The sequence below is a fragment of the Streptomyces qaidamensis genome (assembly GCF_001611795.1).
Lineage (GTDB): Bacteria > Actinomycetota > Actinomycetes > Streptomycetales > Streptomycetaceae > Streptomyces > Streptomyces qaidamensis.
Window position 1 is genome coordinate 5,961,786 of sequence record NZ_CP015098.1, and the last position, 24,201, is coordinate 5,985,986.

Below are 24,201 nucleotides of genomic sequence, written 5' to 3' on the forward strand. Positions count from 1 at the left end.
CTTCGTCCTCCACGGAGACCCGTTCGGTCACCACTGTCAGTGGCCGCCGCTAGCCTTTCGATGTGCCCGCCCGTATCACTGATCCCGACCAGCTCAAGGAGCTCCTCGGCATCCCGTTCACCCCGGAGCAGACGGCTTGCATCACCGCGCCGCCCGCCCCGCAGGTGATCGTGGCCGGCGCCGGCTCGGGCAAGACGACGGTGATGGCGGCACGCGTGGTGTGGCTGGTCGGCACCGGCCAGGTCGCCCCCGAGCAGGTGCTCGGCCTCACCTTCACCAACAAGGCCGCCGCCGAACTCGCCGAGCGCGTCCGCAAAGCGCTCGTCAGGGCCGGTGTCACCGACCCGGACGCCATCGACCCGGACAACCCGCCGGGCGAACCGGTGATCTCCACGTACCACGCCTTCGCGGGCCGTCTCCTCACCGACCACGGCCTGCGCCTCGGTCTCGAGCCCACCTCCCGGCTGCTCGCCGACGCCACCCGCTTCCAGCTCGCCGCGCGCGTCCTGCGCGAGGCCCCGGGGCCCTACCCGGCCCTGACCCGTTCCTTCCCGGACCTGGTCGGCGACCTCCTCGCCCTCGACGCCGAGCTCGCCGAGCACCTCGTACGCCCGGAGGCACTGCGCGCGTACGACGCCGAACTGCTGCTGACCCTGCGGGGCGCCAAGCTCAGCAACGCCGACCTGCGCAAGGTCCCCGACGCGGCCGCCTCCCGGCGTGAACTCGCCGAGCTGGTCACCCGCTACCGGGCCGCCAAGCGCGATCGGGACCTGCTCGACTTCGGCGACCAGATCGCCCTGTCGGCCCGGCTCGCCGGCATCCCCGAGGTGGGCCGCGTCCTGCGTGACGAGTTCCGGGTGGTCCTGCTCGACGAGTACCAGGACACGTCGGTCGCCCAACGCGTCCTCCTGGCGGGCCTGTTCGGCGAGGGCACCGGCCACCCGGTCACCGCCGTCGGCGACCCCTGCCAGGCGATCTACGGCTGGCGCGGCGCCTCCGTCGCCAACCTCGACGACTTCCCCGAGCACTTCGCCCACGCCGACGGCCGCCCCGCGACCCGCCGGGCCCTCAGCGAGAACCGCCGCAGCGGCGGCCGCCTCCTCGACCTCGCCAACGGCCTCGCGGAGCCCCTGCGCGCCCTGCACGCGGGCGTGGAGGCACTCCGCCCGGCCCCCGGCGCCGAACGCGACGGCATGGTCCGCTGCGCCCTGCTGCGCACCCACGCCGAGGAGATCGACTGGGCCGCCGACTCCGTCGCCCACCTCGTCCGGACCGGGACGGCACCCGGCGAGATCGCCGTCCTGTGCCGCACCGCGAGCGACTTCGCCGAGATCCAGGGCGCCCTGGTCGCCCGGGACATCCCCGTCGAGGTCGTCGGCCTGTCCGGGCTGCTGCACCTGCCCGAGATCGCCGACCTCGTCGCCGTCTGCGAGGTCCTCCAGGACCCCGGCGCCAACGCCTCCCTGGTACGCCTGCTCACCGGCCCGCGCTGGCGCATCGGCCCGCGCGACCTCGCCCTCCTGGGGAGGCGCGCCCGGCTTCTCGTCACCCACGCGCGCGTGACGGACGACGACGACCGGGACCGCCGTCTCGCCGAGGCCGTCGAGGGGGTCGACCCGTCCGAGGTGATCTCCCTCGCGGACGCCCTCGACACGTTCCTGGAGACACCGCTGGACGGCCGCGGTGACGACGACGGACTGCCGTTCTCGCCCGACGCGCGCGTGCGCTTCGCCCGGCTGGCCACCGAACTGCGCGAGCTGCGCCGCTCCCTGGCCGACCCGCTGATGGACGTCCTGCACCGCGTCCTCGCCGTCACCGGCCTGGAGGTCGAACTGTCGGCGTCCCCGCACGCCCTGGCAGCGCGCCGCCGCGAGACCCTGTCCAACTTCCTGGACGTCGCCGCCTCCTTCGCCGCCGGCGACAACGAGGCGACCCTGCTGGCCTTCCTCGGCTTCCTGCGCACGGCAGCGCAGTACGAGAAGGGGCTCGACAACGCCCTCCCCGGCGGCGAGAACACCGTCAAGGTGCTCACCGCCCACAAGTCCAAAGGCCTGGAGTGGGATGTCGTGGTCGTCCCCGGCCTGGTCACCGGCACCTTCCCCAGCAGCCAGGGCCGCGAGAAGTGGACCTCCCAGGGCAAGGTCCTGCCGCACGGGCTGCGCGGCGACGCCGACACCCTGCCCGACGTGACGTCCTGGGACGCCAAGGGCCTGAAGGCCTTCCACGAGGCCATGAAGGACCACCAGCACACCGAGGAACTCCGCCTCGGCTACGTCACCTTCACCCGCCCCCGCTCCCTCCTCCTGGGCTCCGGCCACTGGTGGGGGCCCACCCAGAAGAAGCGCCGCGGGCCGTCCGCGTTCCTCCAGGCCCTGTACGAGCACTGCGAGGCCGGGTACGGCGAGATCGAGGCCTGGGCGGACGAACCCGCCGACGACGAGGAGAACCCGGCCCTGCACCGGGCGACGGCCGACCAGGTGTGGCCCCTGCCCCTGGACGCGACAGCCCTGGCACGCCGCCGCGCGGCAGCCGAGACCGTCCTGGCCCACCTGGAGAACCTCGCGTCCCCCGAGGACGGGCGCCCCGCGGCCACGCACGACCCGGACGCCCTCGACGACCCGGAATGGCCCCCGCCGCCCGAGGACGACGAGCCCCCGTACAGCGAGCCCCCGTACGGCGAACCGGACCCGTTCGACGAGGCACCCCTCGACGAGTCACCGTTCGACGAGGCACCCCTCGACGAGGCACCGTTCGATGGCGTCCCCTTCGCCGAGGAGCCCTTCGAAGAGGTCTCCGGCGAAGACCCGGCGGGCGGGGACGCCCCACCCGTGATCCACCCCACCGTCCCCCACCAGGCGGCCCCGCCGGAGCCCCTGTCCACCCGCCCTCATCCCGGGACCACCGGACATCCCGGCCCCCGGGGCCGGGCCCATCCGCACCTCACCCCGGAGGAAGCCCGCACCGTCGCCTCCTGGGACCGCGACCTGGACGCACTCACCGGAGAGCTCCTGCGCGCCCGCGACAGCGTCACCGAGGTGCCCCTCCCGGCGTCCCTCACGGCCTCCCAGCTGATGCACCTGGCCGCCGACCCGGACGGCCTCGCCCAGGAGCTGGCCCGCCCCATGCCGCGCCCGCCCCAGCCCGCCGCGCGCCGCGGCACCCGCTTCCACGCCTGGGTCGAGGCCCGCTTCGAGGAGCTCACGCTGCCCATGCTGGAGCCGGAGGAACTGCCCGGCAGCGACGCCGAGATCGCAGACGAGCAGGACCTGGAGGCGCTCAAAGAGGCCTTCGAACGCACCGAGTACGCACGCCGCACGCCCCACCGGGTGGAGGCCCCCGTCCAGCTCGCGATCGGCGGCCGGATCGTCCGGGGCCGCATCGACGCCGTCTACAAGGAGGGCGACGGGGAGGACGCGACGTACGAGATCGTCGACTGGAAGACCAGTCGTTCCCGCACCGCCGACCCGCTCCAGCTCGCCGTCTACCGGCTGGCCTGGGCCGAGCAGCAGGGCGTGCCCCCGGAGTCGGTCACGGCCGCGTTCCTGTACGTGCGCAGCGGCGAGGTCGTACGCCCGCGGGACCTGCCCGGCCGGGCCGCCCTGGAGCGGCTGCTCCTGGACGAGCCGTCGGAAGGGGAGCACGGTGAGGAACCGCACTCCGAGGACGTCCGTGCGGGCCGATAGGCTCGTGACCATGAGCCAGACCCCGGACAGCGTCGTCCGTACGTACATCCAGCAGCACCGCGCCGCCTTCCTCGACGACCTCGCCGAGTGGCTGCGCATCCCGTCGGTGTCCGCCCAGCCGGACCACGCGCCCGACGTACGACGCAGCGCCGACTGGCTCGCCGCCAAGCTCAAGGAGACCGGCTTCCCGACTGCCGAGGTCTGGCAGACCCCCGGCGCGCCCGCCGTCTTCGCCGAGTGGCCCTGTGAGGACCCGCAAGCACCCACCGTGCTGGTCTACGGCCACCACGACGTGCAGCCCGCCGCCCGGGAGGACGGCTGGGACAGCGAGCCCTTCGAGCCGGTCGTGCGCGAGAACCGCCTCTACGCGCGCGGGGCGGCCGACGACAAGGGCCAGGTGTTCTTCCACACCCTCGGCGTGCGCGCCCACCTCGCCGCCACCGGCCGCAGCACCCCGGCCGTGCACCTCAAACTGATCGTCGAGGGCGAGGAGGAGTCCGGCTCGCCGCACTTCCGTGCCCTGGTCGAGCAGCACGCCGAGCGGCTCGCCGCCGACGCCGTGATCGTCTCCGACACCGGAATGTGGTCCGAGGACACCCCCACGGTGTGCACCGGCATGCGCGGCCTCGCCGAATGCGAGATACGCCTGTACGGCCCCGACCAGGACATCCACTCCGGCTCCTTCGGCGGCGCCGTGCCCAACCCGGCGACGGCCGCCGCCCGCCTCGTCGCCGCCCTGCACGACGAGCACGCGCGCGTGGCGATCCCGGGCTTCTACGACGGCGTGGTCGAACTCACCGACCGGGAGCGTGAACTCCTCGCCGCGCTGCCCTTCGACGAGCAGCAGTGGCTGCGCACGGCCAAGTCGTACGCCACCGAGGGGGAGGCCGGGTACACCACCCTGGAGCGGATCTGGGCCCGCCCCACCGCGGAGGTCAACGGCATCGGCGGCGGCTACCAGGGCCCCGGCAGCAAGACGATCGTCCCCTCCTCCGCCTTGGTGAAACTGTCCTTCCGCCTCGTGGCGGGCCAGGACCCGGGGCAGGTGGAGAAAGCCGTCCACGCCTGGGCCGAGCAGCAGGTGCCGCCGGGGATCCGCTGCGAGGTCACGTTCAGCGGAGCCACCCGCCCGTGTCTGACACCGCTGGACCACCCGGCCCTCCGGTCGGTCACCCGCGCCATGAGCCGGGCCTTCGAGAAGCCGGTCCGCTTCACGCGCGAGGGCGGCTCCGGACCCGCGGCGGACCTCCAGGACGTCCTCGGCGCCCCGGTGCTGTTCCTGGGCATCTCCGTCCCCTCGGACGGCTGGCACGCCCCGAACGAGAAGGTCGAACTCGACCTGCTCCTCAAAGGCGTCGAGACCGCCGCGTACCTGTGGGGTGACCTCGCCGAGAACTGGCGCCATGCGCCCTGAGCGTCCTGTTCCGGCCGGACCGGGCACGCGCGCGGGGCACACTGGAAGCGCCGCCCCGCACCGCCCGACCCCGCCGGACCCGGTCGCCTCCCGCCGTACGTCCTACTGAACCGCCCGCCGAACCCGACCGTTCCCCCGGGGAGTTGGAAGCACCCGTGACCACCTGGACCGACCCCAACGCCGACCGTCCCATCTCGCTCACCGCCCCGAGCGGCATCGACCGGGCCGCCCACCACCGGCTCGACGAGGCCTGGCTCGCGGCGGCCTGGAGCCACCCCACGACGCGCTGCTTCGTGGTCTCCGGCGGGCAGGTCCTCATCGACGAGACGGCGGACGGGCGCACCGAACTCGTCATGATCCCCTCCTTCGAGGCCCCTCTCACCGAAGCGCACCGCTACTTCCTCGGCATCGACGAGGACGGCGTCAGCTACTTCGCCCTCCAGAAGGACTCCCTGCCCGGGCGCATGGACCAGTCCGCGCGCCCGGCGGGCCTGCGCGAGGCGGGTGCCCTGCTGTCGGCCCGCGACGTGGGCCTGATGGTCCACGCGGTGGGCCTGGAGAACTGGCAGCGCACGCACCGCTTCTGCTCGCGCTGCGGCGAACGCACCGTCATCGCCGCCGCCGGACACATCCGCCGCTGCCAGGCCTGCGGCGCGGAGCACTACCCGCGCACGGACCCCGCGGTGATCATGGCCGTGACCGACGAGGACGACCGCATCCTGCTCGGCCGCCAGGTCCACTGGCCCGAGGGCCGCTTCTCGACGCTGGCCGGTTTTGTCGAGCCCGGCGAGTCCATCGAGCAGTCCGTGCGCCGGGAGGTCCACGAGGAGGTCGGCATCAGCGTCGGCCAGGTCGAGTACGTCGCCAGCCAGCCCTGGCCTTTCCCCTCCAGCCTGATGCTGGGCTTCATGGCCCGCGCCACCTCCACCGAGATCGAGGTCGACGGCGACGAGATCCACGAGGCCCGCTGGTTCTCGCGCGACGAGCTGGGCGCTGCCTTCGAGTCCGGCGAGATGCTCCCGCCCTACGGCATCTCGATCGCGGCCCGCCTGATCGAGCTCTGGTACGGCAAGCCGCTCCCGACACGGAGCGCCGCCTGACGAGGCCGCCCGGATGACCGACCCGTACGGGAACCACAACGTCCATCACCATCCGGCGGTCCTGGCCGCCGTTCCGAACGGCTGCCGCACGGCCCTGGCCGCCGGGTGCGGCGACGGGCTGCTCACGCGCAACCCGGCGGCACGGTCGGCCTCCGTCACAGGGGTGGACCGCTTCCGGAAATGATCAAGCTGGGTTCGAACAGGCCATCACCCGTCTCGCCCGGCTCACCGCGCCCGGCGGCCGTCCGACGATCGTCGGCATGGCCGCCAACCGGACGGTTCTGGATTGGCTGATCAGTACCTGCGGCGTGCCGGTGAGCCAGCTGCACGCCCGTCGGCACGGCGGCGAACGCGGCCCGGCCGGCATGCCGATGGAAGACGTGCACATGGCGTGAGCGGAGATCAGACGGGCGCTTCGCCGTCTCCTGCCGGGCTCGGGGTTCGCCGCACGCTGCTGTGGCGCTACGTCGTGGTGTGGGACAAACCGCGAGAAGGCGGCTCCTGAGCTGTCTCAGGAGCCGCCTTCTCGTACAGACACACGGCGACTCTAGGCGCCGATCTTCTGCTTCACCTGCGCCAGCGACGGGTTCGTGAGCGTCGAGCCGTCCGGGAAGAGGACGGTGGGCACCGTCTGGTTTCCGCCATTCGCCTTCTCCACGAACGCGGCGGACTCCGGGTCCTGCTCGATGTTGATCTCGGTGTACGCGATGCCCTCGCGGTCCATCTGGCTCTTCAGCCGGCGGCAGTAGCCGCACCACGTGGTGCTGTACATCGTCACAGTGCCCAGCATGTCTCTGGTGCTCCTTCGGTGGCTCGGGGCGGGTGGTCGCAGTGGAGGAACGTATGTGAAAGGTCCACCATTCCCGGTGCCCGGGCCAGGCCCGACGTGACGCCTGCCGCATTAGTACGACTAGCAGTGCCTGCCTGTGGACAACCGGCGCAGCCGTCTCGCGCGACCTGGCAGCATGGCTGTGTGACAGCAGCAACGCACTCCACCCTGTTCCCGCAGGTACCGGACTCCGCGGACGCGGTGCTCGAAGGGCTCGACCCCGAGCAGCGCGAAGTGGCCACGGCCCTGCACGGTCCGGTGTGCGTCCTGGCGGGCGCGGGTACGGGCAAGACCCGGGCGATCACCCACCGCATCGCCTACGGAGTGCGCGCCGGCATCCTGCACCCCTCCAGCGTCCTCGCCGTCACCTTCACCAATCGCGCCGCCGGCGAGATGCGCGGCCGGCTGCGCCAGCTCGGCGCCGCGGGCGTCCAGGCGCGTACGTTCCACTCGGCCGCACTGCGCCAGCTCCAGTACTTCTGGCCGAAAGCGATCGGCGGCGCCATGCCCCGGCTCGTCGACCGCAAGATCCAGCTCGTCGCCGATGCGGCGGCCGCCTGCCGCATCCGGCTCGACCGGGGCGAGCTGCGGGACGTCACCGCCGAGATCGAATGGTCCAAGGTCACCCAGACCGTCCCCGCCGACTACGCGCCCGCCGCCGCCAAGACCGGCCGTGAGTCCCCCCGCGACCCCGCCGAGATCGCCCAGCTCTACGCCGCCTACGAGGACGTCAAGCGCGAGCGGTCCGTCATCGACTTCGAGGACGTCCTGCTGCTGACCGTGGCGGTCTTGCAGGACCGCCACGACATCGCCGAGCAGATCCGTGCCCAGTACCAGCACTTCGTGGTCGACGAGTACCAGGACGTCAGCCCACTCCAGCAGCGCCTGCTCGAACTGTGGCTGGGCGAGCGGGACAGCCTGTGCGTGGTCGGGGACGCCAGCCAGACCATCTACTCGTTCACGGGGGCCACTCCGGACCATCTGCTCGACTTCCGCACCCGCCACCCCGGTGCGACCGTCGTCAAGCTGGTCCGCGACTACCGATCCACGCCCCAGGTCGTCCACCTCGCCAACGGTCTGCTCGCCCAGGCCCGGGGCCGGGCCGCAGACCACCGCCTGGAGCTCGTCTCCCAGCGCGCCGCCGGGCCCGAGCCGGTCTACGCCGAGTACACCGACGAGCCCGCAGAGGCGGAAGGCGCGGCCCGCCGGATCCGCGAACTCGTCGACTCGGGAGTCCCGGCCTCCGAGATCGCCGTCCTCTTCCGCACGAACGCGCAGTCCGAGACCTTCGAGCAGGCCCTCGCCGACGCGGCTGTGCCCTACCAGCTGCGCGGCGCCGAGCGGTTCTTCGACCGCCCGGAGGTGCGCAAGGCGGGCATCGCCCTGCGCGGGGCGGCCCGCTTCGGCGGCAACGACTCCCTCCTGGACGACGTCGTCGACCTTCCCTCCCAGGTGCGCGCCGTGCTGTCGGGAGAGGGCTGGACGACGCGGCCACCGGCCGGCTCCGGCGCGGTGAGAGAGCGCTGGGAGTCCCTGGCCGCCCTGGTGAACCTCGCACAGGACTTCGCCGCCGCCAGACCTGCCGCAACCCTGGCGGACCTCGTCGCCGAACTCGACGAACGGGCGAACGCCCAGCACGCCCCCACCGTGCAGGGCGTCACCCTCGCCTCCCTGCACTCGGCCAAGGGCCTGGAGTGGGATGTCGTCTTCCTGGTCGGCGTCGCCGAGGGCATGATGCCGATCACCTACGCCAAGACCGACGAACAGATCGAAGAGGAGCGCCGCCTCCTCTATGTCGGAGTCACCCGGGCGCGAGAGCACCTCCATGTCTCCTGGGCGCTCTCCCGCTCGCCCGGAGGACGCCCCAACCGCCGCCCCAGCCGCTTCCTCGACGGGCTGCGCCCCGGTTCGACGGCTACCGCGGGCCGTACCGCCGCCGGAGGAGCGGGCGGAATCGAGCGCGGAATCCCCGGAACCAGGGGGTCCGCCCCGAAACGGGCGCAGCGAGTCCCCGCCCGCTGCCGAGTCTGCGGCCGCACGCTGACCGACCCGGGGGAAATGAAGCTGATGCGCTGCGACGACTGCCCCTCCGACATGAACGAGGGCCTGTACGAGCGCCTGCGTGAGTGGCGCGCCGACCAGGCACGCAGCAGCGGCCAGCCCGCCTTCTGCGTGTTCACGGACAGGACGCTGATGGCGATCGCCGAGTCCGCCCCCGACGACGAGCGCGAGCTCGCCCGCATCCCGGGTGTCGGGATGCGCAAGCTCACCCGCTACGGCACGGATGTACTGGCCATCTGCGCAGGCCAGTCGTCGGCGGAGAGCACAGATCAGGACTGACACGAACTCGTCGAAAAAATAGTTTGCGCATGCCCCAGCAATCCCCATAGGTTCTTAGGCACGAGAGCAGCGGCCTTCTCGAAGGCCCTGATCCCGTGTTGTACTTGCATATCCGTCGGACTGGTTCACCCAGTCCCCCGATACGCCGAGAGGAGGCGAGTCCAGTGGTCAGCATCTACACCAGCTCCGTCAGCACCGTGAAAATGACCGATCGCTCGGCCGTCTCCGCGTGCATGCTCGGCGTTTCGAACCTGGGCACCGGTCTGTCCGGCATTCGTGCCGTCCGCCCGGCGTCCTCCTCCGTTGCCCCCGCGGGCCTTCCCGTCCGTGAGCGCAATGAGCGACCGACCAAGGCACTGGAAGCGGCAGTAGCGGCACAGGCGCAGGCCTATGCCTTTACGGCGACCGGTGCCGGATTCCGGAAGCAGACGACGCAGCACCACCAGATGTGGGCCTTCCGTGGGCCAGAACCCTGGAGTGATCCAGCCTGATCGCCGATCAGGCCGGCGCCTTCAGGGCCGCGGAACCCCATCCGGGATCCGCGGCCCTTCTGTTTGTCCCTGAACAGGGATGACAGACCGAAGGAGCCTCGGGACAAGAAGAGAACCCGGTACCACCCACCCCGGCCAACAGGCCGGAACGACCAGACGAGGAAGACGAACCGTGCAACTCGAAGCGCACGCCCCGTCCGTACCGCCTTCCGACACGATCCCCAAGCCCGGCTCCACGGAGGACCCCGCCTTGACCCCGCTCACCGCGCTCACCGCGCTCGACGACGCCATCGAGAACCTCGGCGTACCCGTCCCGTGCCGTTCGTACGACCCGGAGGTCTTCTTCGCCGAGTCACCCGCGGACGTCGAGTACGCCAAGTCCCTCTGCCGCACCTGCCCGCTGGTCGAGGCCTGCCTCGCCGGCGCCAAGGAGCGGCGTGAGCCCTGGGGCGTCTGGGGTGGCGAGCTGTTCGTCCAGGGTGTCGTCGTCGCCCGGAAGCGGCCGCGTGGCCGCCCGCGCAAGAACCCGGTCACAGCATGAACATCGCAGGAACGATCGACCGCCCCCTCACGCACAACCCGCAGAAGCAGGCCCCGATGAAGCCGTCCACTTACGAGCCCGCAGGCTCCGCGACCCAAGACTTCACCATCAGCGGCGCGAAGGACTCGCGTCAGAACAGGACCCGAGAGATGCAACTCATCCCAGAAGCCATGGCTCGTGCGCATATGCGCGAGCGACTGCAGGAAGCGGAGCGGGATCGCCAGGCCGTGCGCCTGGTGGCCGCCCGCCGGATGCAGCGCAGGGCGGAGCGCGCGTCGATGCGTGCCCGTCGGGCGCTCGCCATGGCGGTCATGCAGTAACCCGCCCACCCAACGAGGGCCTCCGGGCAAGGGAGGCCCCGCTGCTGCCGCCGTAGAGCTCTCATCGCGGGGGCCGGTCCGTACCGAACGGGCCGGTCCCCGCGGTGCGTTGGGCCGACCAGGAGCGCACGCGGCGCCCACCGGTGCCGGGTGCTTGGTGCCACCCGAGTTGGTGCGCGGTGTTCGTCCGGCCGGGCGTTGTGCCCACCGAAGCGCCGGGCGCGGAGATATCGTCGCCGGGTGACGAGTCCTCCTGGAGGCGGCGACGACGGCTCCGCCACCGAGCCGCGGCGCTTCGTCTGCGCCCGCTGCGGCGCATCGGCCGACGTCCTGACCGAAGGCCCACCCCTCACCTGGACATACTCCGTGGAGAGCGGCATCCGTCAGTACTACTGCGAGATGTGCTCCCGAGAGAACCTCAGGTCCATCGAGGGGCGCTTGGACTCGGACTGGTGGTGAACCCCGCGACCGGGACTCACGCCTGCGCCACCGCCTCTTCGCCGTCCACCGGGTCCTCGGGGACGAACCCCGGCAGCCACTCCTCCAGCTCCTCGCGCAACCGCACCGTCGCCCCCAGCTGACACAGCACGCCGATCGTGCTCAATGTCACCCGGTGGATCAGCAGATAGGACGGGGGCAGGTTGAGCTGCTTGCCGAGCTGGTAGGCGGGGGAGCGAGGGTCGGCGACCCGAGCCGCCTGGCTGCGCATCCAGCCCCGCGTGAAGGTGAACTCCTCGACCTGGGCCGGCTCGATGATCGGCAGCAGGTAGTCCATGACGGCGTCCGGGTCCAGCTCTATGGTCTCCTTGACGAACCCTTCCGCGCACAGCAGCTCGTAGACCGCCTCGGCCTCCCCGTCGAGGGTCATCCGCAGGGACTCGCCGATCGTGGCCGGCAGTCCCCCGGGGAGACGGTCGACCGTGCCGAAGTCCAGGACGCCCAGCCGCCAGTCGTCCTCACCCTCCGGGCCGCCGGGCAGAAGCCGGAAGTTGCCCGGGTGGGGATCGGCGTGCAGCAGGCCCGTGCGGGCGGGGCCGGAGAACAGGAAGCGGGCCAGCAGCTGACCGGCACGGTTGCGCTGCTCCTGGGTGCCGTCCGAGATGATCTCCGACAGCGGGATGCCGTCCATCCACTCGGTGACCAGGACCTGGTCGGACTGGTGCACCACCTGGGGCACGACCACGTCCGGGTCGTCCGTGAACTCCTCGGCGTGGGCCTGCTGGGCCTGGGCCTCCAGGCCGTAGTCCAGCTCCTCCGAGACGCGGTCCTTCAGCTCCGAGATCAGCGGCTTGATGTCCATGCCGGGGATCAGCGGACCGAGCAGACGCGAGAAGCGACTCAGCTGGTTCAGGTCCGACAGCAGGGCCTCACCGGCACCCGGGTACTGCACCTTGACCGCCACCTCGCGGCCGTCGTGCCACACCCCCTGGTGCACCTGGCCGATCGAGGCCGCCGCGGCGGGCTTGTCCTCGAACTCCAGGAACAGCTCGTGCCAGCCCTCGCCGAGCCGCTCCTCCAGCACCGCGTGCACGGTGCGGGTCGGCATGGGCGGCGCCGCCTCCTGGAGCTTGGTCAGCGCGGCCCGGTAGGGGCCGGCCACCTCCTCGGGCAGCGCGGACTCGAAGACCGACAGGGCCTGGCCGAACTTCATCGCCCCGCCCTTGAGCTCGCCGAGCACCTTGAACAGCTGCTCCGCCGTGCGCTGTTGGAGTTCCCGGCCGACGAGCTCGGCGGACTCGCCGACGATCCGCTTGCCGAATCCCCAGGTGGCCCGCCCGGCGATGCCGAGCGGGAGCGCGGCGAGCTTGGCGGTCCGGGTAACCGCCTTCCGGGGAAGATCAGACATGCGCCCTCCAAGTCCCAGCCGGCCGCTCCGCCTCTGCCTTGCGGCAGTGCTCCGACGGCCGTTGCACCGCCATTGTCTCGTGCGACTCCCCGTCCTCCGAGAGGTGCTCCCCTATTCCTCTCTCCGCCGCCGCACACGAGCATGCCGGATGTGCCCGGACCGGCCGCGCTTGCCAGTGGAGAGCCGGGACGGAGACCTCCCAGCGGGCCCCGGTGCTGGACGGAACCCGGCCGTCCAGGAAGGCCAGCGCATGGGCGGCGGCCAGTCCGGCCACGGTCGTGGCCAGCGTCAGATCGCAGGGCCGCACCTGCCGCTGCCTGCCGGAGCGCCACTGGGCGATGAGGCGCGGCCAGGCCTGGTCCCGATCGACGCGGTCCTCGTGCAGACAGCCCGCGCAGCCCGTCTCCCCGGGCAGGACGAAAGGGCCGACCACACCGGTGCCCTCCACGACACCGGCGTACAGATGCGGGGTCCCGGAAGCCATCAGCGGCTCGGCGGCGGCCGGGTCTGGTGCGTGCACGGCGACGTCGTCACGTGGGGCGAGGATCACCAGTGAGAATCCCGGGTCGCCGTCCTCCTCGGTCGCCTGGGCCGATGCACGGCGGGGCGGCCGGTCCGGGGCCGCCCGGCGCACGGCACGGCGGGCCGACTCGTCCCTCCGGTCGCCGACGGATTCCGGGGGAAGCCCGCCCGGAGCGACGTCCCACGGCTCCACACTGCCACCGTCGAGCACATCCACCTCGCCCACGCCGGCCCCGGCCAGGAGCGAGGCCAGCACGGCGCCCACCCGTCCCGCGCCCCGCACCTGCACACGCTGCGAGCGCCGGGCGGCCAGCTGCCCGATCGCGTCGCCGGGCGTGGATGTCGTCAGGGACAGGGAGGCAAGGTCGGGGCGCAGCCGGTCCAGCACCTCCTTCTTCTTCCGCAGGGCGTCGGCGGCCGGTCCGCCGCCCCGGGAGTCGTCCAGCAGCCCGGCTCGCGCGAGCCCACGCACCAGTCCGTCGACATGACCGTCGGGCAGGTCCATGCGGCGTCCCTCCTCGCGCAGGAGCTCCAGCCCCCGCGTGCCGTTCAGCAGGTCGAGGAAGCTGCCCGTGGCCAGGTCCATCGGGCCGAGCGTCATCGCGTGCACCGGTGTCATCCCGAACTGCACGGTCTTGAGGTCACGCCAGCCGCGCCTGAGCGCGGGTTTCACCATCGGATGCATGACAGTCCCCCGTATGCCGCAGATCGTCCCCGTACGTCGACGGAGCGAGGATGCGGCCCCTGGCCGAGTCCGAGTGCGGGCACGGCCGGCCTCTGGTCCCGGACCGACCCGTCATCGCTTCGCCGACGAGATCCAGCATGCCCAACCCCGCCGTCGGCTGCCGAAAGTTGTCCACAGGTGCGAGTATTCATCGTACAAATCCGGCGGCCGGTGGGAGCGGCGGCACGGAACCGTCCCGGAGTCGGGACTTCCCCGTGTGCAGCGGGTAACGTCGGGGCGTGCCCGCCGACCCACTGCACCGCGCCGGAACCGCACAGCGCAGCACGACGAGCCAGCCGCCGAGCGGCTCGGGGGCGAGCGCGATCGAGGTCCGCAGGAGCACCCGCCGACGCAGAACGGTCTCCGCGTACCGCGAGGGCGATCGCACCGTAGTGCTCATCCCCGCCCGGATGTCCGAGGCGGAGGAGCAGCGCTGGGTGAACGTCATGCTCGACAAGCTGGCCGCCCAGGAGAGCAAGCGGGCCCTCGGCGACGCCGAGCTGGCCGAGCGCGCCCGGCGTCTTTCGGACCAGTACTTCGAGGGTCGGGCCCGGCCCGCGTCGGTGCGCTGGGTGACCAACCAGAACACGCGTTGGGGGTCCTGCACCCCCTCCGAGGGCAGCATCCGCCTGTCGCACCGCCTCCAGGGCATGCCCGACTACGTCGTCGACTACGTCCTCGTCCACGAACTCGCCCATCTGCTCGTCCCCGGACACGGACCTCGCTTCTGGGAACTCCTGGAGGCCTATCCGCGCACGGAGCGGGCCCGGGGATACCTCGAAGGCGTGGCCGCCGCCGAGCGGTTGCCCCATGTGCCCGGCACCCGCGGTGAGAGCCCCGTGGGGTGACCGACCGCTTTCCGCGAGCGAACAGCCGATACGGCTGTGCGGGCGTTGTGTACCGGCTCTGTACCGACCTCGTCCGGTGTCCGAGTTTGCCGTTAGCCTGGCGCGACGCACTCACGCTCTGGATGGGGGACGGTCGTTACGCATGGCCAGGGAATTCCAACGCGGCCACAAGGCCAGGATCAGTGACCTCACCGCGGGCACGGATCTGTACGTAGGCGTACAGATCGCCGGCCCCGGGCTGACCTTCGACATCAGCTGCTTCGGCCTCGACGCCGACGAACGGCTGTCGGACGACCGGTACTTCGTCTTCTTCAACCAGCCGAAGTCCCCCGAGGAGTCCATCCAGCTCCTGGGCGCCCAGGCGGGCGACACGGAGTCCTTCCGGGTGACGCTCGACCGGATTCCGTCACAGATCCAGAAGCTGTCCTTCACGGCGACCATCGACGGCGCCGGGCAGATGTCGCAGATCGCCTCCGGCTACATCCGGATCGTCGCGGGCGGCGAGGAGGTGGCGCGCTACTCCTTCAACGGCTCGGAGTTCTCCACCGAACGGGCCGTGATGCTCGGCGACTTCTACCTCAAGGACGTATGGCGCTTCGCCGCGGTCGGGCAGGGCTTCGACGGAGGCCTGGATGCGCTGCTGAAGAACTTCGGCGGCGAGGTGGCCGAGGAGGAGGCGCCCGCGCCCGCCCCGCAGCAGTCGCAGGCCGGCGCGGCCCCGGGCTTCGCGCCGCCCGCGTTCGGAGTCCCCGGAACTGCGGAGCCTGCCCCGGCGGCGCCTCCGGCTCCCGTGCCTCAGCCCGCCGCGCAGGGTTTCGCGCCCCCGCCCGGCCCCCCCCCGCCTCCGGCCCCGCCGCCCCAGGTGCACGCTGCCCCGACGATCGTCGCGCCCCTGAACACCCCGCCCGGCGGCTCCCCGGTGCCGCCGCCGGCACCCGCGCCGTACGGCCAGCCGGGCCAGCAGCCGCCGCAGTACGGCCAGGTCCCCGGCCAGACGGCGCCGCCGCCTCCCGGCTACGGCCAGCCCCCGGCGCCCCACGCCCCGGCCCCGCCGCCCGGCTACGGCCAGCCGACGCCGCCCCCGGGCTACGGCCAGCAGCCTCCGCCGTTCGGACAGGCCCCCTACGGAGCCCCGCAGGGTCTTCCCCACGGAGCCCCGCAAGGTGCTCCTCAAGGCGCTCCCCAGGGACCCGGCGTGTCCGCCGCGCTCCAGCAGTTCAAGGAGACCCCGACCGGGCAGCGCTGGACGCAGCAGAACAAGAAGCTCGTCCGCGTCGACCTCGGCATCGGCGGGCAGCCCGTGCTGGCCCGGCAGGGCAGCATGGTGCTGTACCAGGGCAAGGTCGACTTCAGCTACAAGGGCGCCGGCTTCTCCGGCCGGATCGTGGGCAACGCGACCGGCCAGGAGATGCAGCTGATGCGCTGCACGGGCCAGGGCCAGGTGTTCCTCGCCGAGAGCTCGACCATGTTGCACCCCCTCGAACTGCAGGGTGACGCCGTCTGCGTCTCCGCCGAGAACGTCCTCGCGTTCGACGAGAGCCTCCAGTACGAGGTCCGCCGCATCGAGGGCCACGGCATCCCCGGCGGCGCGCTGTTCACCATGCAGTTCCAGGGCACCGGCACGATCGTCGTGAAGACGCACGGCACGCCCGTGGTGCTGCCCGTCACGCCCACCACGTTCGCCGACTGCAACGCCGTGGTCGCCTGGTCGGCCGCGGCCCAGGTCGTCGTCTCCAGCCAGGTGCGGATGCGCCGCAACGCCTACCCCGGTGACACGGGGGAGAGCGTCAACCTCCAGTTCCGGGGCGCGCCCGGCAACTTCATCGTCGTCCAGCCGTACGAGGTCTGAGGGAGCCCGTCATGACACAGCAGCTCGCGGGCCATGCCCCCGCACCCGTCACCGCCCGCATGGAGAACCACGGCAACCACATGCTGAAGGTCGCCATGCAGACCGGGAACGACCTCCTCGCGCGCGTGGGGTCGATGGTCGCCTACGAAGGCTTCGTGCAGTACGAGCCCAATCCGCCGGCCGTGCGCCAGATCGCCAAGGACTGGCTGACCGGCGAGGGCGCGCCCCTGATGAAGTGCTCCGGCGACGGCCTGCTCTACCTCGCCGACTACGGGGCGAACGTCGTCGTCATCAACCTCAACGGCGACGGCATCTCCGTCAACGCCACCAACCTGCTCGCCTTCGACGCCCACCTCACGTGGGGCGTGGAGCGGGTCAAGGGCCTGGCGAAGTTCGCTGGGCAGGGCCTGTGGAACACCAAGATCTCCGGGCAGGGCTGGGTCGCGCTGACCTCCCGGGGCAAGCCCATCGTCGTCGACTGCGGAGGCGGCGAGGACGAGACGTACGTCGACCCCGACGCGCTCGTCGCCTGGTCCCCGAACCTCAAGGTGAAGGGCAAGCGCAGCTTCCGGGCCCAGTCGCTGATCGGCCGCGGCAGCGGCGAGGCCTACCAGATGGCCTTCTCCGGTCAGGGCATCGTCGTCGTCCAGCCCAGCGAGGACAGCACCGACCGTCTCCGGGTCCGGGGCTGAGGGGGGAACCACACGCCATGCAGAGCCCGATTTTCGCCTACAACGAGCAGCAGACCCAGGAGCGCTGGAGTCTGCAGAACAAGCAGATGCTGCGCGTCGCCCTGGAGGGCCACGACGACATCCTGGCCCGCAAGGGCACCATGGTCGCCTACCAGGGCCTCGTCGAGTTCGACGCCGAGTACCAGAGCAACGAGCAGTCACGCGCGCGTGCGCACACCGGTGAGGGACTCGACCTGATGCGCTGCCACGGGCAGGGCACGGTCTACCTCGCCAACCTCAAGCAGCACGTGCACGTCATGGAGGTGGACCAGGACGGCCTCACCGTCGACAGCAGCTACGTACTGGCGATGGACTCCTCCCTGCACCACGAGGTCATCGCCGTGGACAGCCTCTACGGCATCTCCGGCTCCGGGAAGTACCAGCTCAACATCTCGGGCCGGGGCAAGCTCGCCCTGATGACCTCCGGGATGCCGCTGCTGCTGCAGGTGACGCCCGACAAGTACGTCAACTGCGACGCCGACGCGATCGTCGCCTGGTCGACCAGCCTGCGCGTGCAGATGCAGGCCCAGACGCACTCCTCCGGGGTGTGGCGGCGCCGCGGCAGCACCGGTGAGGGCTGGGAGCTCAGCTTCATGGGCACCGGCTTCGCGCTCGTCCAGCCGAGCGAGCTGCTGCCGCCGCAGGGCGCCCAGATCGGCTCGGGCATCGCCGCGCAGTACGGCATGGGGCAGCAAGGGGCGCGCGGGCAGAACCAGGGCAACGTCTGGAGCTGAGCGCTCCGCGGGTTCGGCCGATCGGGGGCTGTTCGTCCCGCCTCGGGCTGTGGGCCGCCCGTGGCTGGTCCGTCCGTGGCTGGTCGCGCTGTTCCCCGCGCCCCTGACGGGGGCGCACCCCACGGTCAGGACCACATGTAAGGGGCGGCCACTTGTGCGGCCGCCCCTTACACCTGCTCAGAGAGCGAGCCTTGCCCGCGTCGCCTCCAACAGCCGTAGGACCGACTCGTCCGCCACCTTCGGAACCTCGTCATACCCGAACCAGCGCACGTCCAGGGACTCGTCGCTGATCGCGTGCGCGGCGTCCGGCGGTGCCACGACCGCGTACTGGACGTCGAAGTGGCAGTGGCACGGCGGCGGGATCGGATGCCGGTCCAGCCGCACCGGCCCGCCGGGCAGCAGGGAGAGCCCCGAGACACCGGACTCCTCCGTCGCCTCCCGCAGGGCCGCGTCCGCCAGGGAGGCGTCGCCCGGCTCGCAGTGGCCGCCCATCTGCAGCCACATCTGCAGCTTCTTGTGCAGAGTCAGCAGCACCCGGCCGCCCTCGGGGTCGATCACCAGCGCGCTCGCCGTGATGTGCCCCGCGTGGCAGGCCTTCCACAAGCCGTCCGGGTGCTCCGCCAGATGGTCGAGATACGCCTGGCGGAGGTCCGTCTGGTCCTCGTACCCCTTCAGCACGAGGACCGCGTCGTCGTACAGACTCACCCGGCGTCGTCGCCCTTGTCCTTGCCCTGGCCCTCGCCCTCGTCCTTCTTCTTGAGGTCGGGCTTGTCCGCCGCCTCGCCGAGCATCTTGTCCAGCTCGGAGAAGTCGATCTGCTCGCGGTGCACGAAGCCGTCCGGGTCGTCCAGGTCGGTCGCCGTCGGCAGCATGTCCGGGTGGTGCCACAGGGCGTCCCGGCCGTCGACACCGCGCGCGTCCGTGAGCGAGGCCCACAGACGGGAGGCGTCCCGCAGGCGGCGCGGGCGCAGCTCCAGGCCGATCAGCGTGGCGAACGTCTGCTCGGCCGGACCGCCCGAGGCGCGGCGGCGGCGCAGCGTCTCGCGCAGGGCGTCGGCGGACGCCAGGCGGGGTTTCGCGGCGGCGTGGACCACCGCGTCCACCCAGCCCTCCACGAGCGCCAGAGCCGTCTCCAGACGGGCCAGGGCCGCCTTCTGCTCGGGCGTGTCCTCCGGCTGGAACATGCCCTGCTGGAGGGCCTCCTGCAACTGCTCCGGATTCTGCGGGTCGAACTGGCCGACCACATCCTCCAGCTTGGCCGTGTCGACCTTGATCCCGCGCGCGTAGCCGTCGACCGCACCGAACAGATGCGAGCGCAGCCAGGGCACATGCGCGAACAGGCGCTGGTGGGCGGCCTCGCGCAGCGCGAGATACAGCCGCACCTCCTCCTGGGGGACGCTCAGGTCCTTGCCGAACGTCTCGATGTTCACCGGCAGCAGCGCGGCCTTTCCGGCCGGGCCGAGCGGCAGGCCGACGTCGGACGAGCCGACGACCTCACCGGCGAGCACACCGACGGCCTGGCCGATCTGTGTGCCGAACATGGCGCCGCCCATCGAGCGCATCATGCCGATCAGCGGGCCGGCCATGGCCTGCATCTCCTCCGGCAGGACGTCACCCATGGCGGTGCCGACGCGCTCGGCGACCGGGTCGACGAGCTCCTTCCAGGCGGGCAGGGTGGCCTCGACCCACTCCGCGCGGCTCCAGGCCACCGCGGAGGCGGCGCCGGAGGGCAGGGACGTGGCGTCGTCCAGCCACAGGTCGGCCAGGCGGACGGCTTCCTCGACGCCCTTGCGGTCGGCGGGGCCGACACTGGCGTCCTTGGTGCCGTCCGGACTGCCCTGGGAGACCGTCTGGCGGGCGATCTGTTTGGCCATGTCCCAGTTCACCGGGCCGCCCTCGTAGGAGAGCATCTGGCCCAACTGCTGGAACGCGGCACCCAGGTCGGTGGGGTTCAGCGACCCGAACATGGCTGCGAACGGATTGTCCGCACCGGGGCCCCCGGGGCCACCAGGGCCTCCGCCGAAGCCTCCGGCTCCGGGCAGGCCGCCGAAACCGAACGGGTTGGCCGGTCCCTGACCACCACCGCTCTCCTGGTCCTTCTTCTTGCCCTCGTCGCCGTCGTCCGGCTCCTCCGGCGGAAGGCCGAATCCGAATGGGGTGTCACTCACGGGATTCCTCGGCTGGTAGGGCCGCCGGTTCTTTCCGGCGGCACGGCTGCCCGACAACACCACCCAGCGTAGACACCTGGGGCGGATCGGGCCTCGGTGCTTCGCCGACTGACGGCCTGCGGCAGGATGGATGCCACCTGGTACGCACGCGTCGGACGCGCTCGTACTGAAGACAACCGCTGGAGACGCCCGGTGAGTTCCCCAGATCCGCAGGTTCGCGCAGCGCGAAACCAGTCAACCAGTTCCGCGAGCCCCGCGGCACGTGGACCCGTCGTCGCGGTCACCGGCGCCGCGTACGGCGTAGGAGCCCTGCTCACCGAGCAGCTCGCCGCGTCCGCCGAGGTCAAGCAGGTCGTGGCCATCGACGAGCGGCGCGGCGAGTGCGCCGCGGCCCAGTGGCACATCCTGGACGTACGGGATCCGGCCATCGCGGACAAACTGCGTGGCGCCGACGTGGTGGTGCACCTCGCACTGGATCTCGATCTGGAAACCGACGCGGCCGCCCGAACGGCCTACAACGTGCGGGGGACGCAGACCGTCCTGACGGCCGCCGCGGCGGCCGGAGTGCACCGGGTGGTGCTCTGTACCTCGGCGATGGTCTACGGGGCGCTGCCCGACAACGAGCTGCCGCTGTCCGAGGACGCCGAGCTGCGCGCCACGGCCGAGGCGACCGGCGTCGGCGACCTCCTGGAGATCGAACGGCTGGCGAGGCGCGCGCCCCGCGCGCACCCGGGGCTCAACGTCACCGTGGTACGGCCCGCCGTGCTGGTGGGTGGAGGCACGGACACCGCGCTGACCAGGTACTTCGAGTCTCCCCGGCTCCTCGTCGTCGCCGGGTCGCGGCCCGCGTGGCAGTTCTGCCACGTCGAGGACCTGTGCAGCGCGCTGGAGTACGCCGTCCTGGAGAAGGTCGACGGGGAACTGACCGTCGGGTGCGACGGCTGGCTGGAGCAGGAGGAGGTCGAGGAGCTCAGCGGGATCCGGCGGATGGAACTGCCGTCGGCGGTCGCGCTGGGTGCGGCGGCGCGGCTGCACCGGATCGGGCTCACGCCGTCCCCGGCCGGGGACCTGGCGTACACGATGTACCCCTGGGTGGTGAGCGGCAGCCGGCTGCACGACGCCGGGTGGCGGCCGCAGCACACCAACGAGGAGGTGCTGGCGGAACTCCTGGAGGACGTCGCGGGCCGGCACACGGTCGCCGGGCGGCGACTGGGCCGCAAGGACGCGACGGCCGCGGGTGCCGCCGGCGCGACGGTGGCGCTGCTGGGTGCGGCCGCGGTGGTACGGCGGGCGCGCAAGGCCCGGCGGCGGATCTGAGGCACCTGCGGCCGGAACCTGCCCCTGTAGGAGACTCCAAACTCGTACGCGCGCGGGCCGGTCGATGGCTCTATTCCCTGCCGTCGGTCGCGTGCGGCACGATGGGGGCATGGCAACCACGAACGATCACCCGGGTGAGCAGGCCGCGCAGGACCCGATCAAGCTGATCGGGATCCGGGACTCGGCCCTCTCCCTGGACGAGGTGTTCCGGGCCGTCGGGGACGACGCGGCCGGGGGCACCGCGCTCTTCGTGGGAACCGTGCGGAACCACGACGGGGGTGCCGACGTCGAGGAGCTGGGGTATTCGTGCCACCCCAGTGCCGAGGCCGAGATGCGGCGGATCGCCGAGAAGGTCGCCGCCGAGTTCCCGGTGCGGGCCCTGGCGGCCGTGCACCGCGTGGGGGACCTCCGGGTCGGGGATCTGGCCGTGGTCGTGGCGGTCTCCTGCCCCCACCGTGGCGAGGCCTTCGAGGCCTGCCGGAAGCTGATCGACGACCTCAAACACGAAGTGCCCATTTGGAAGCACCAGAAGTTCTCCGACGGCACCGAGGAATGGGTCGGCGCCTGCTGATCCGGGAAGTCGCCTTCCGGTTGCGTAACCGCACCCCCGGCGTGAGCGTTGTCACTGCGGATCGTTAATCTGCTGATCAGTCAGTTGCGGACGTTCAAAGGGGTTGGAGGTCGGCATGGCGGCGCTCGCCTGGTTGCTGATTCCGCTTGTGGCTGCCATCGGCGCGGGGCTCTGGGGCAGTTGGGCCAACCGGACCCGCAAGGTCCGTAACGACGGCCCGGAGCTCACCGGCTACGCCCGCTTCCGCGAGGCCATGGAGAAGCCCCGGCCGGGCGCCTGACGGTCGAGAAGCAGCAGGTCACAGGCGTCTGTGAGCACAGGGCCGCCCCGGACGGGCGGCCCTGACGGTGCGCTGACAGGACCGTCCCGTACTGTCGAGTCATGCCACGCCGCACCGCGACGATGCTCGCCTCCACCCTGATGCTGATCGCGCTCCTGTGCGCGGGAGTGTTCATCCCCGTGCCCTACGCGGAGATGTCCCCGGGGCCGACGGTGAACACGCTGGGCGATCACGACGGTGAGCCGGTGCTGCAGATCGCGGGGAAGAAGACCTACGCGACCAGTGGCCATCTGAACATGACGACGGTCCGGGTCACGAGCGCCGACTACCGGATGAACCTGGTCGAAGCCGTCTACGGCTGGCTCGCACACGACAACAAGGTCGTGCCGCACGAGACGCTCTATCCGGACGGCAAGACCGAGGAGCAGTCCACCCAGGAGAACGCCGAGGAGTTCAGCCAGTCCCAGGAGAGCGCCAAGGTCGCCGCCCTGAAGCAGCTGGACGTTCCCGTGAAGTCCTGGGTGATCGTCTCGACCGTCGTCAAGGGCTCCCCGGCCCAGGGCAAGCTGCACGCGGGGGACGTGATCAAGGCCGTCGACGGTACGGCGGTGAAGGAGCCGAACGACGTCGCGAAGCTCGTCACCAAGCACAAGCCGGGCCAGGACGTCCGCTTCACGATCGTGCCGGCCAAGGAGCAGGCCGCCGCGGAGAAGGAGAAGCGGACGCCGACCAGGACGCAGGACATCAGCATGACCACCACGACGTCCGACGACACCGGTGAGAAGCGCGCCATCGTCGGGATCTCCGCGGGCACCGACCACACGTTCCCGTTCACCATCGACATCAAGCTCGCCGACGTCGGCGGGCCGAGCGCCGGGCTGATGTTCGCTCTCGGCATCTACGACAAGCTCACCCCGGGCAGCCTGACCGGCGGCAGATTCGTGGCGGGCACCGGCACGATCGACGACGCCGGCAAGGTCGGGCCCATCGGCGGCATCGAGATGAAGACCGTGGGCGCCCGGGCCAAGGGGGCGCAGTACTTCCTGACGCCCGCCGACAACTGCGCGGCCGCCGCCAAGGACACCCCCGACGGCCTCACCCTCATCAAGGTGGGCACCATCAAGGACGCCCTCGGCGCTCTCAAGGACATCCGCAGCGGCGACACCGCGGATCTGCAGACGTGCGGTAAGTAGATCAGGGACCGGGCCCGGAGAACCGGGCCCACGGTCCGTCGGGCTACTCCTCGAACGTCGCCGCCAGCGCCTCCGCCAGCCCCGGGACCAGGTCGGAGCCGGTCAGGACCTCGGTGGGGGAGTCCTTCTCGCGCAGCCGCAGGGCCGACTCACGCGTGCCGTCGCGCAGGACCGCGACCGTCATGCGGACCTCCTGGCGGTCCGGGTGGTCCGCCACCCACTTCGTGAGCGCGGCCTCGCTCAGGCCTTCCGGAACCTGGGCCTCCGCGGACGGCGGCAGCATCAGGCGCTCCACCGCGAGGGCGCAGCCGACCACCGCGTCGGGCCAGGCGATGGTGGCGAGGAACTCGTCGAGCGGCTTGCCCGTTGGAACTTCATCCTGCTCGATCGGGGTGAGGCCGGGGTTCTCCGACTCTTCGCCCAGACCGAGCCGGTCCGCGAGTGAGGGTTGTTCGGCCCGCAGCCGTGCGGTGTCGACGAGGGCGAAAAGGCGGGCCGGCTGATCCCAGCCGAGGCCGGAGACGTACTCGTCGATCTCGAGCACGGCCCGGGTGAGCGGGTTCGCAGCCATGGGAGTGTTGGACATGGTCACAATCCTCTCTCGTTCCCGGCCGGAATCGGGAACCGAGTAAACGGTGAGTAAGTTGCATAGGTGGGGGCCCACGATCACGGGGGCCACGCACGGTCCGTGAAGACGCGG

24 protein-coding genes are annotated in these 24,201 nt (G+C 71.6%); 18 read left to right on the top strand and 6 right to left on the bottom strand.

The features are described from left to right. Positions 1-62: 62 nt before the first annotated feature. From A4E84_RS26585 to A4E84_RS45260, 5 genes are all read left to right on the top strand, one after another. Positions 63-3,683 carry an ATP-dependent DNA helicase gene (locus A4E84_RS26585; protein ID WP_062928955.1) on the top strand — a complete coding sequence of 1,207 codons (3,621 nt, stop codon included), beginning with the start codon at positions 63-65 and terminating at the stop codon, positions 3,681-3,683. 10 nt (positions 3,684-3,693) lie between these two features. Next, positions 3,694-5,097 carry a dipeptidase gene (locus tag A4E84_RS26590; RefSeq protein WP_062931629.1) on the top strand — a complete coding sequence of 468 codons (1,404 nt, stop codon included), beginning with the start codon at positions 3,694-3,696 and terminating at the stop codon, positions 5,095-5,097. Positions 5,098-5,252: 155 nt separating this feature from the next. Continuing rightward, complete coding sequence (nudC, locus tag A4E84_RS26595; RefSeq protein ID WP_062928956.1) at positions 5,253-6,197, top strand: NAD(+) diphosphatase; 945 nt, start codon at positions 5,253-5,255, stop codon at positions 6,195-6,197. 13 nt (positions 6,198-6,210) lie between these two features. Then, a complete protein-coding gene (locus A4E84_RS44755; RefSeq protein WP_237305009.1) occupies positions 6,211-6,381 on the top strand; it encodes a class I SAM-dependent methyltransferase in 171 nt (56 codons plus the stop codon). A gap of 76 nt (positions 6,382-6,457) precedes the next feature. Beyond that, a complete protein-coding gene (locus A4E84_RS45260) occupies positions 6,458-6,592 on the top strand; it encodes a hypothetical protein (RefSeq protein WP_257784348.1) in 135 nt (44 codons plus the stop codon). Positions 6,593-6,744: 152 nt separating this feature from the next. Here A4E84_RS45260 and A4E84_RS26600 read toward each other — a convergent pair whose 3' ends face one another. After that, positions 6,745-6,987: a mycoredoxin gene (locus tag A4E84_RS26600; RefSeq protein WP_003992805.1), complete on the bottom strand. Its 243-nt coding sequence runs from the start codon at positions 6,985-6,987 to the stop codon at positions 6,745-6,747. Between the two features lie 183 nt (positions 6,988-7,170). Between A4E84_RS26600 and A4E84_RS26605 the strand changes: the two genes are divergently transcribed. The 5 genes from A4E84_RS26605 (at position 7,171) to A4E84_RS26620 (ending at position 11,177) form a co-directional block, all read left to right on the top strand. Beyond that, entirely contained in the window at positions 7,171-9,366 is a 2,196-nt protein-coding gene (locus tag A4E84_RS26605; RefSeq protein ID WP_174569462.1) for an ATP-dependent DNA helicase UvrD2, read from the top strand. A gap of 164 nt (positions 9,367-9,530) precedes the next feature. Continuing rightward, the gene (locus tag A4E84_RS41230; protein ID WP_079129127.1) at positions 9,531-9,857 is read left to right on the top strand and encodes a hypothetical protein; all 327 of its coding nucleotides are present in this window, start codon (positions 9,531-9,533) and stop codon (positions 9,855-9,857) included. A 172-nt stretch (positions 9,858-10,029) separates the two neighbouring features. Beyond that, on the top strand, positions 10,030-10,398 hold the full coding sequence (locus tag A4E84_RS26610) for a WhiB family transcriptional regulator (protein WP_033313877.1): 369 nt from the start codon (positions 10,030-10,032) through the stop codon (positions 10,396-10,398). After that, on the top strand, positions 10,395-10,718 hold the full coding sequence (locus tag A4E84_RS26615) for a hypothetical protein (RefSeq protein WP_062928958.1): 324 nt from the start codon (positions 10,395-10,397) through the stop codon (positions 10,716-10,718). Before A4E84_RS26610 ends, A4E84_RS26615 begins: the two co-directional genes overlap by 4 nt. Before the next feature lie 240 nt (positions 10,719-10,958). Beyond that, positions 10,959-11,177 carry a hypothetical protein gene (locus tag A4E84_RS26620; RefSeq protein ID WP_062928959.1) on the top strand — a complete coding sequence of 73 codons (219 nt, stop codon included), beginning with the start codon at positions 10,959-10,961 and terminating at the stop codon, positions 11,175-11,177. A 16-nt stretch (positions 11,178-11,193) separates the two neighbouring features. Here A4E84_RS26620 and A4E84_RS26625 read toward each other — a convergent pair whose 3' ends face one another. Together A4E84_RS26625 and A4E84_RS26630 are read right to left on the bottom strand one after the other, a co-directional pair. Further along, positions 11,194-12,564: an ABC1 kinase family protein gene (locus A4E84_RS26625; RefSeq protein WP_062928960.1), complete on the bottom strand. Its 1,371-nt coding sequence runs from the start codon at positions 12,562-12,564 to the stop codon at positions 11,194-11,196. Next, positions 12,557-13,771, bottom strand: coding sequence for a ThiF family adenylyltransferase (locus tag A4E84_RS26630; RefSeq protein ID WP_062928961.1), 1,215 nt, complete (start codon positions 13,769-13,771; stop codon positions 12,557-12,559). Before A4E84_RS26630 ends, A4E84_RS26625 begins: the two co-directional genes overlap by 8 nt. A gap of 278 nt (positions 13,772-14,049) precedes the next feature. Here A4E84_RS26630 and A4E84_RS26635 point away from each other — a divergent pair, with 278 nt between their 5' ends. The 4 genes from A4E84_RS26635 to A4E84_RS26650 all read left to right on the top strand — a co-directional run bounded on the left by A4E84_RS26635 (position 14,050) and on the right by A4E84_RS26650 (position 17,972). Further along, positions 14,050-14,658: a M48 metallopeptidase family protein gene (locus A4E84_RS26635; protein ID WP_062928962.1), complete on the top strand. Its 609-nt coding sequence runs from the start codon at positions 14,050-14,052 to the stop codon at positions 14,656-14,658. A 142-nt stretch (positions 14,659-14,800) separates the two neighbouring features. Continuing rightward, entirely contained in the window at positions 14,801-16,507 is a 1,707-nt protein-coding gene (locus tag A4E84_RS26640) for a TerD family protein (protein WP_062928963.1), read from the top strand. Between the two features lie 11 nt (positions 16,508-16,518). Then, positions 16,519-17,199, top strand: a complete 681-nt coding sequence (locus tag A4E84_RS26645) for an AIM24 family protein (RefSeq protein WP_030854889.1) — start codon at positions 16,519-16,521, stop codon at positions 17,197-17,199. A 17-nt stretch (positions 17,200-17,216) separates the two neighbouring features. Then, complete coding sequence (locus tag A4E84_RS26650; protein ID WP_062928964.1) at positions 17,217-17,972, top strand: AIM24 family protein; 756 nt, start codon at positions 17,217-17,219, stop codon at positions 17,970-17,972. Between the two features lie 177 nt (positions 17,973-18,149). On the opposite strand, the gene A4E84_RS26655 is transcribed toward A4E84_RS26650, so the two are convergent. Beyond that, positions 18,150-18,677 carry an NUDIX hydrolase gene (locus A4E84_RS26655; protein WP_062928965.1) on the bottom strand — a complete coding sequence of 176 codons (528 nt, stop codon included), beginning with the start codon at positions 18,675-18,677 and terminating at the stop codon, positions 18,150-18,152. Continuing rightward, the gene (locus A4E84_RS26660) at positions 18,674-20,140 is read right to left on the bottom strand and encodes a zinc-dependent metalloprotease (RefSeq protein ID WP_062928966.1); all 1,467 of its coding nucleotides are present in this window, start codon (positions 20,138-20,140) and stop codon (positions 18,674-18,676) included. Before A4E84_RS26660 ends, A4E84_RS26655 begins: the two co-directional genes overlap by 4 nt. 192 nt (positions 20,141-20,332) lie before the next feature. Here A4E84_RS26660 and A4E84_RS26665 point away from each other — a divergent pair, with 192 nt between their 5' ends. From A4E84_RS26665 to A4E84_RS26675, 4 genes are all read left to right on the top strand, one after another. Beyond that, positions 20,333-21,457 carry an SDR family oxidoreductase gene (locus A4E84_RS26665; RefSeq protein WP_062928967.1) on the top strand — a complete coding sequence of 375 codons (1,125 nt, stop codon included), beginning with the start codon at positions 20,333-20,335 and terminating at the stop codon, positions 21,455-21,457. Positions 21,458-21,566: 109 nt separating this feature from the next. Next, on the top strand, positions 21,567-22,028 hold the full coding sequence (locus A4E84_RS26670) for a molybdenum cofactor biosynthesis protein MoaE (RefSeq protein WP_062928968.1): 462 nt from the start codon (positions 21,567-21,569) through the stop codon (positions 22,026-22,028). Between the two features lie 115 nt (positions 22,029-22,143). Next, positions 22,144-22,308 (top strand): hypothetical protein, encoded by a 165-nt coding sequence (locus A4E84_RS43525; RefSeq protein WP_167455419.1) that lies wholly within the window; start codon positions 22,144-22,146, stop codon positions 22,306-22,308. Between the two features lie 101 nt (positions 22,309-22,409). Then, on the top strand, positions 22,410-23,501 hold the full coding sequence (locus A4E84_RS26675) for a YlbL family protein (RefSeq protein ID WP_062928969.1): 1,092 nt from the start codon (positions 22,410-22,412) through the stop codon (positions 23,499-23,501). Positions 23,502-23,544: 43 nt separating this feature from the next. Here the strand turns inward: A4E84_RS26675 and A4E84_RS26680 are convergent, their stop codons facing one another. Beyond that, positions 23,545-24,087: a PPA1309 family protein gene (locus A4E84_RS26680; protein WP_062928970.1), complete on the bottom strand. Its 543-nt coding sequence runs from the start codon at positions 24,085-24,087 to the stop codon at positions 23,545-23,547. Positions 24,088-24,201 lie beyond the last annotated feature (114 nt).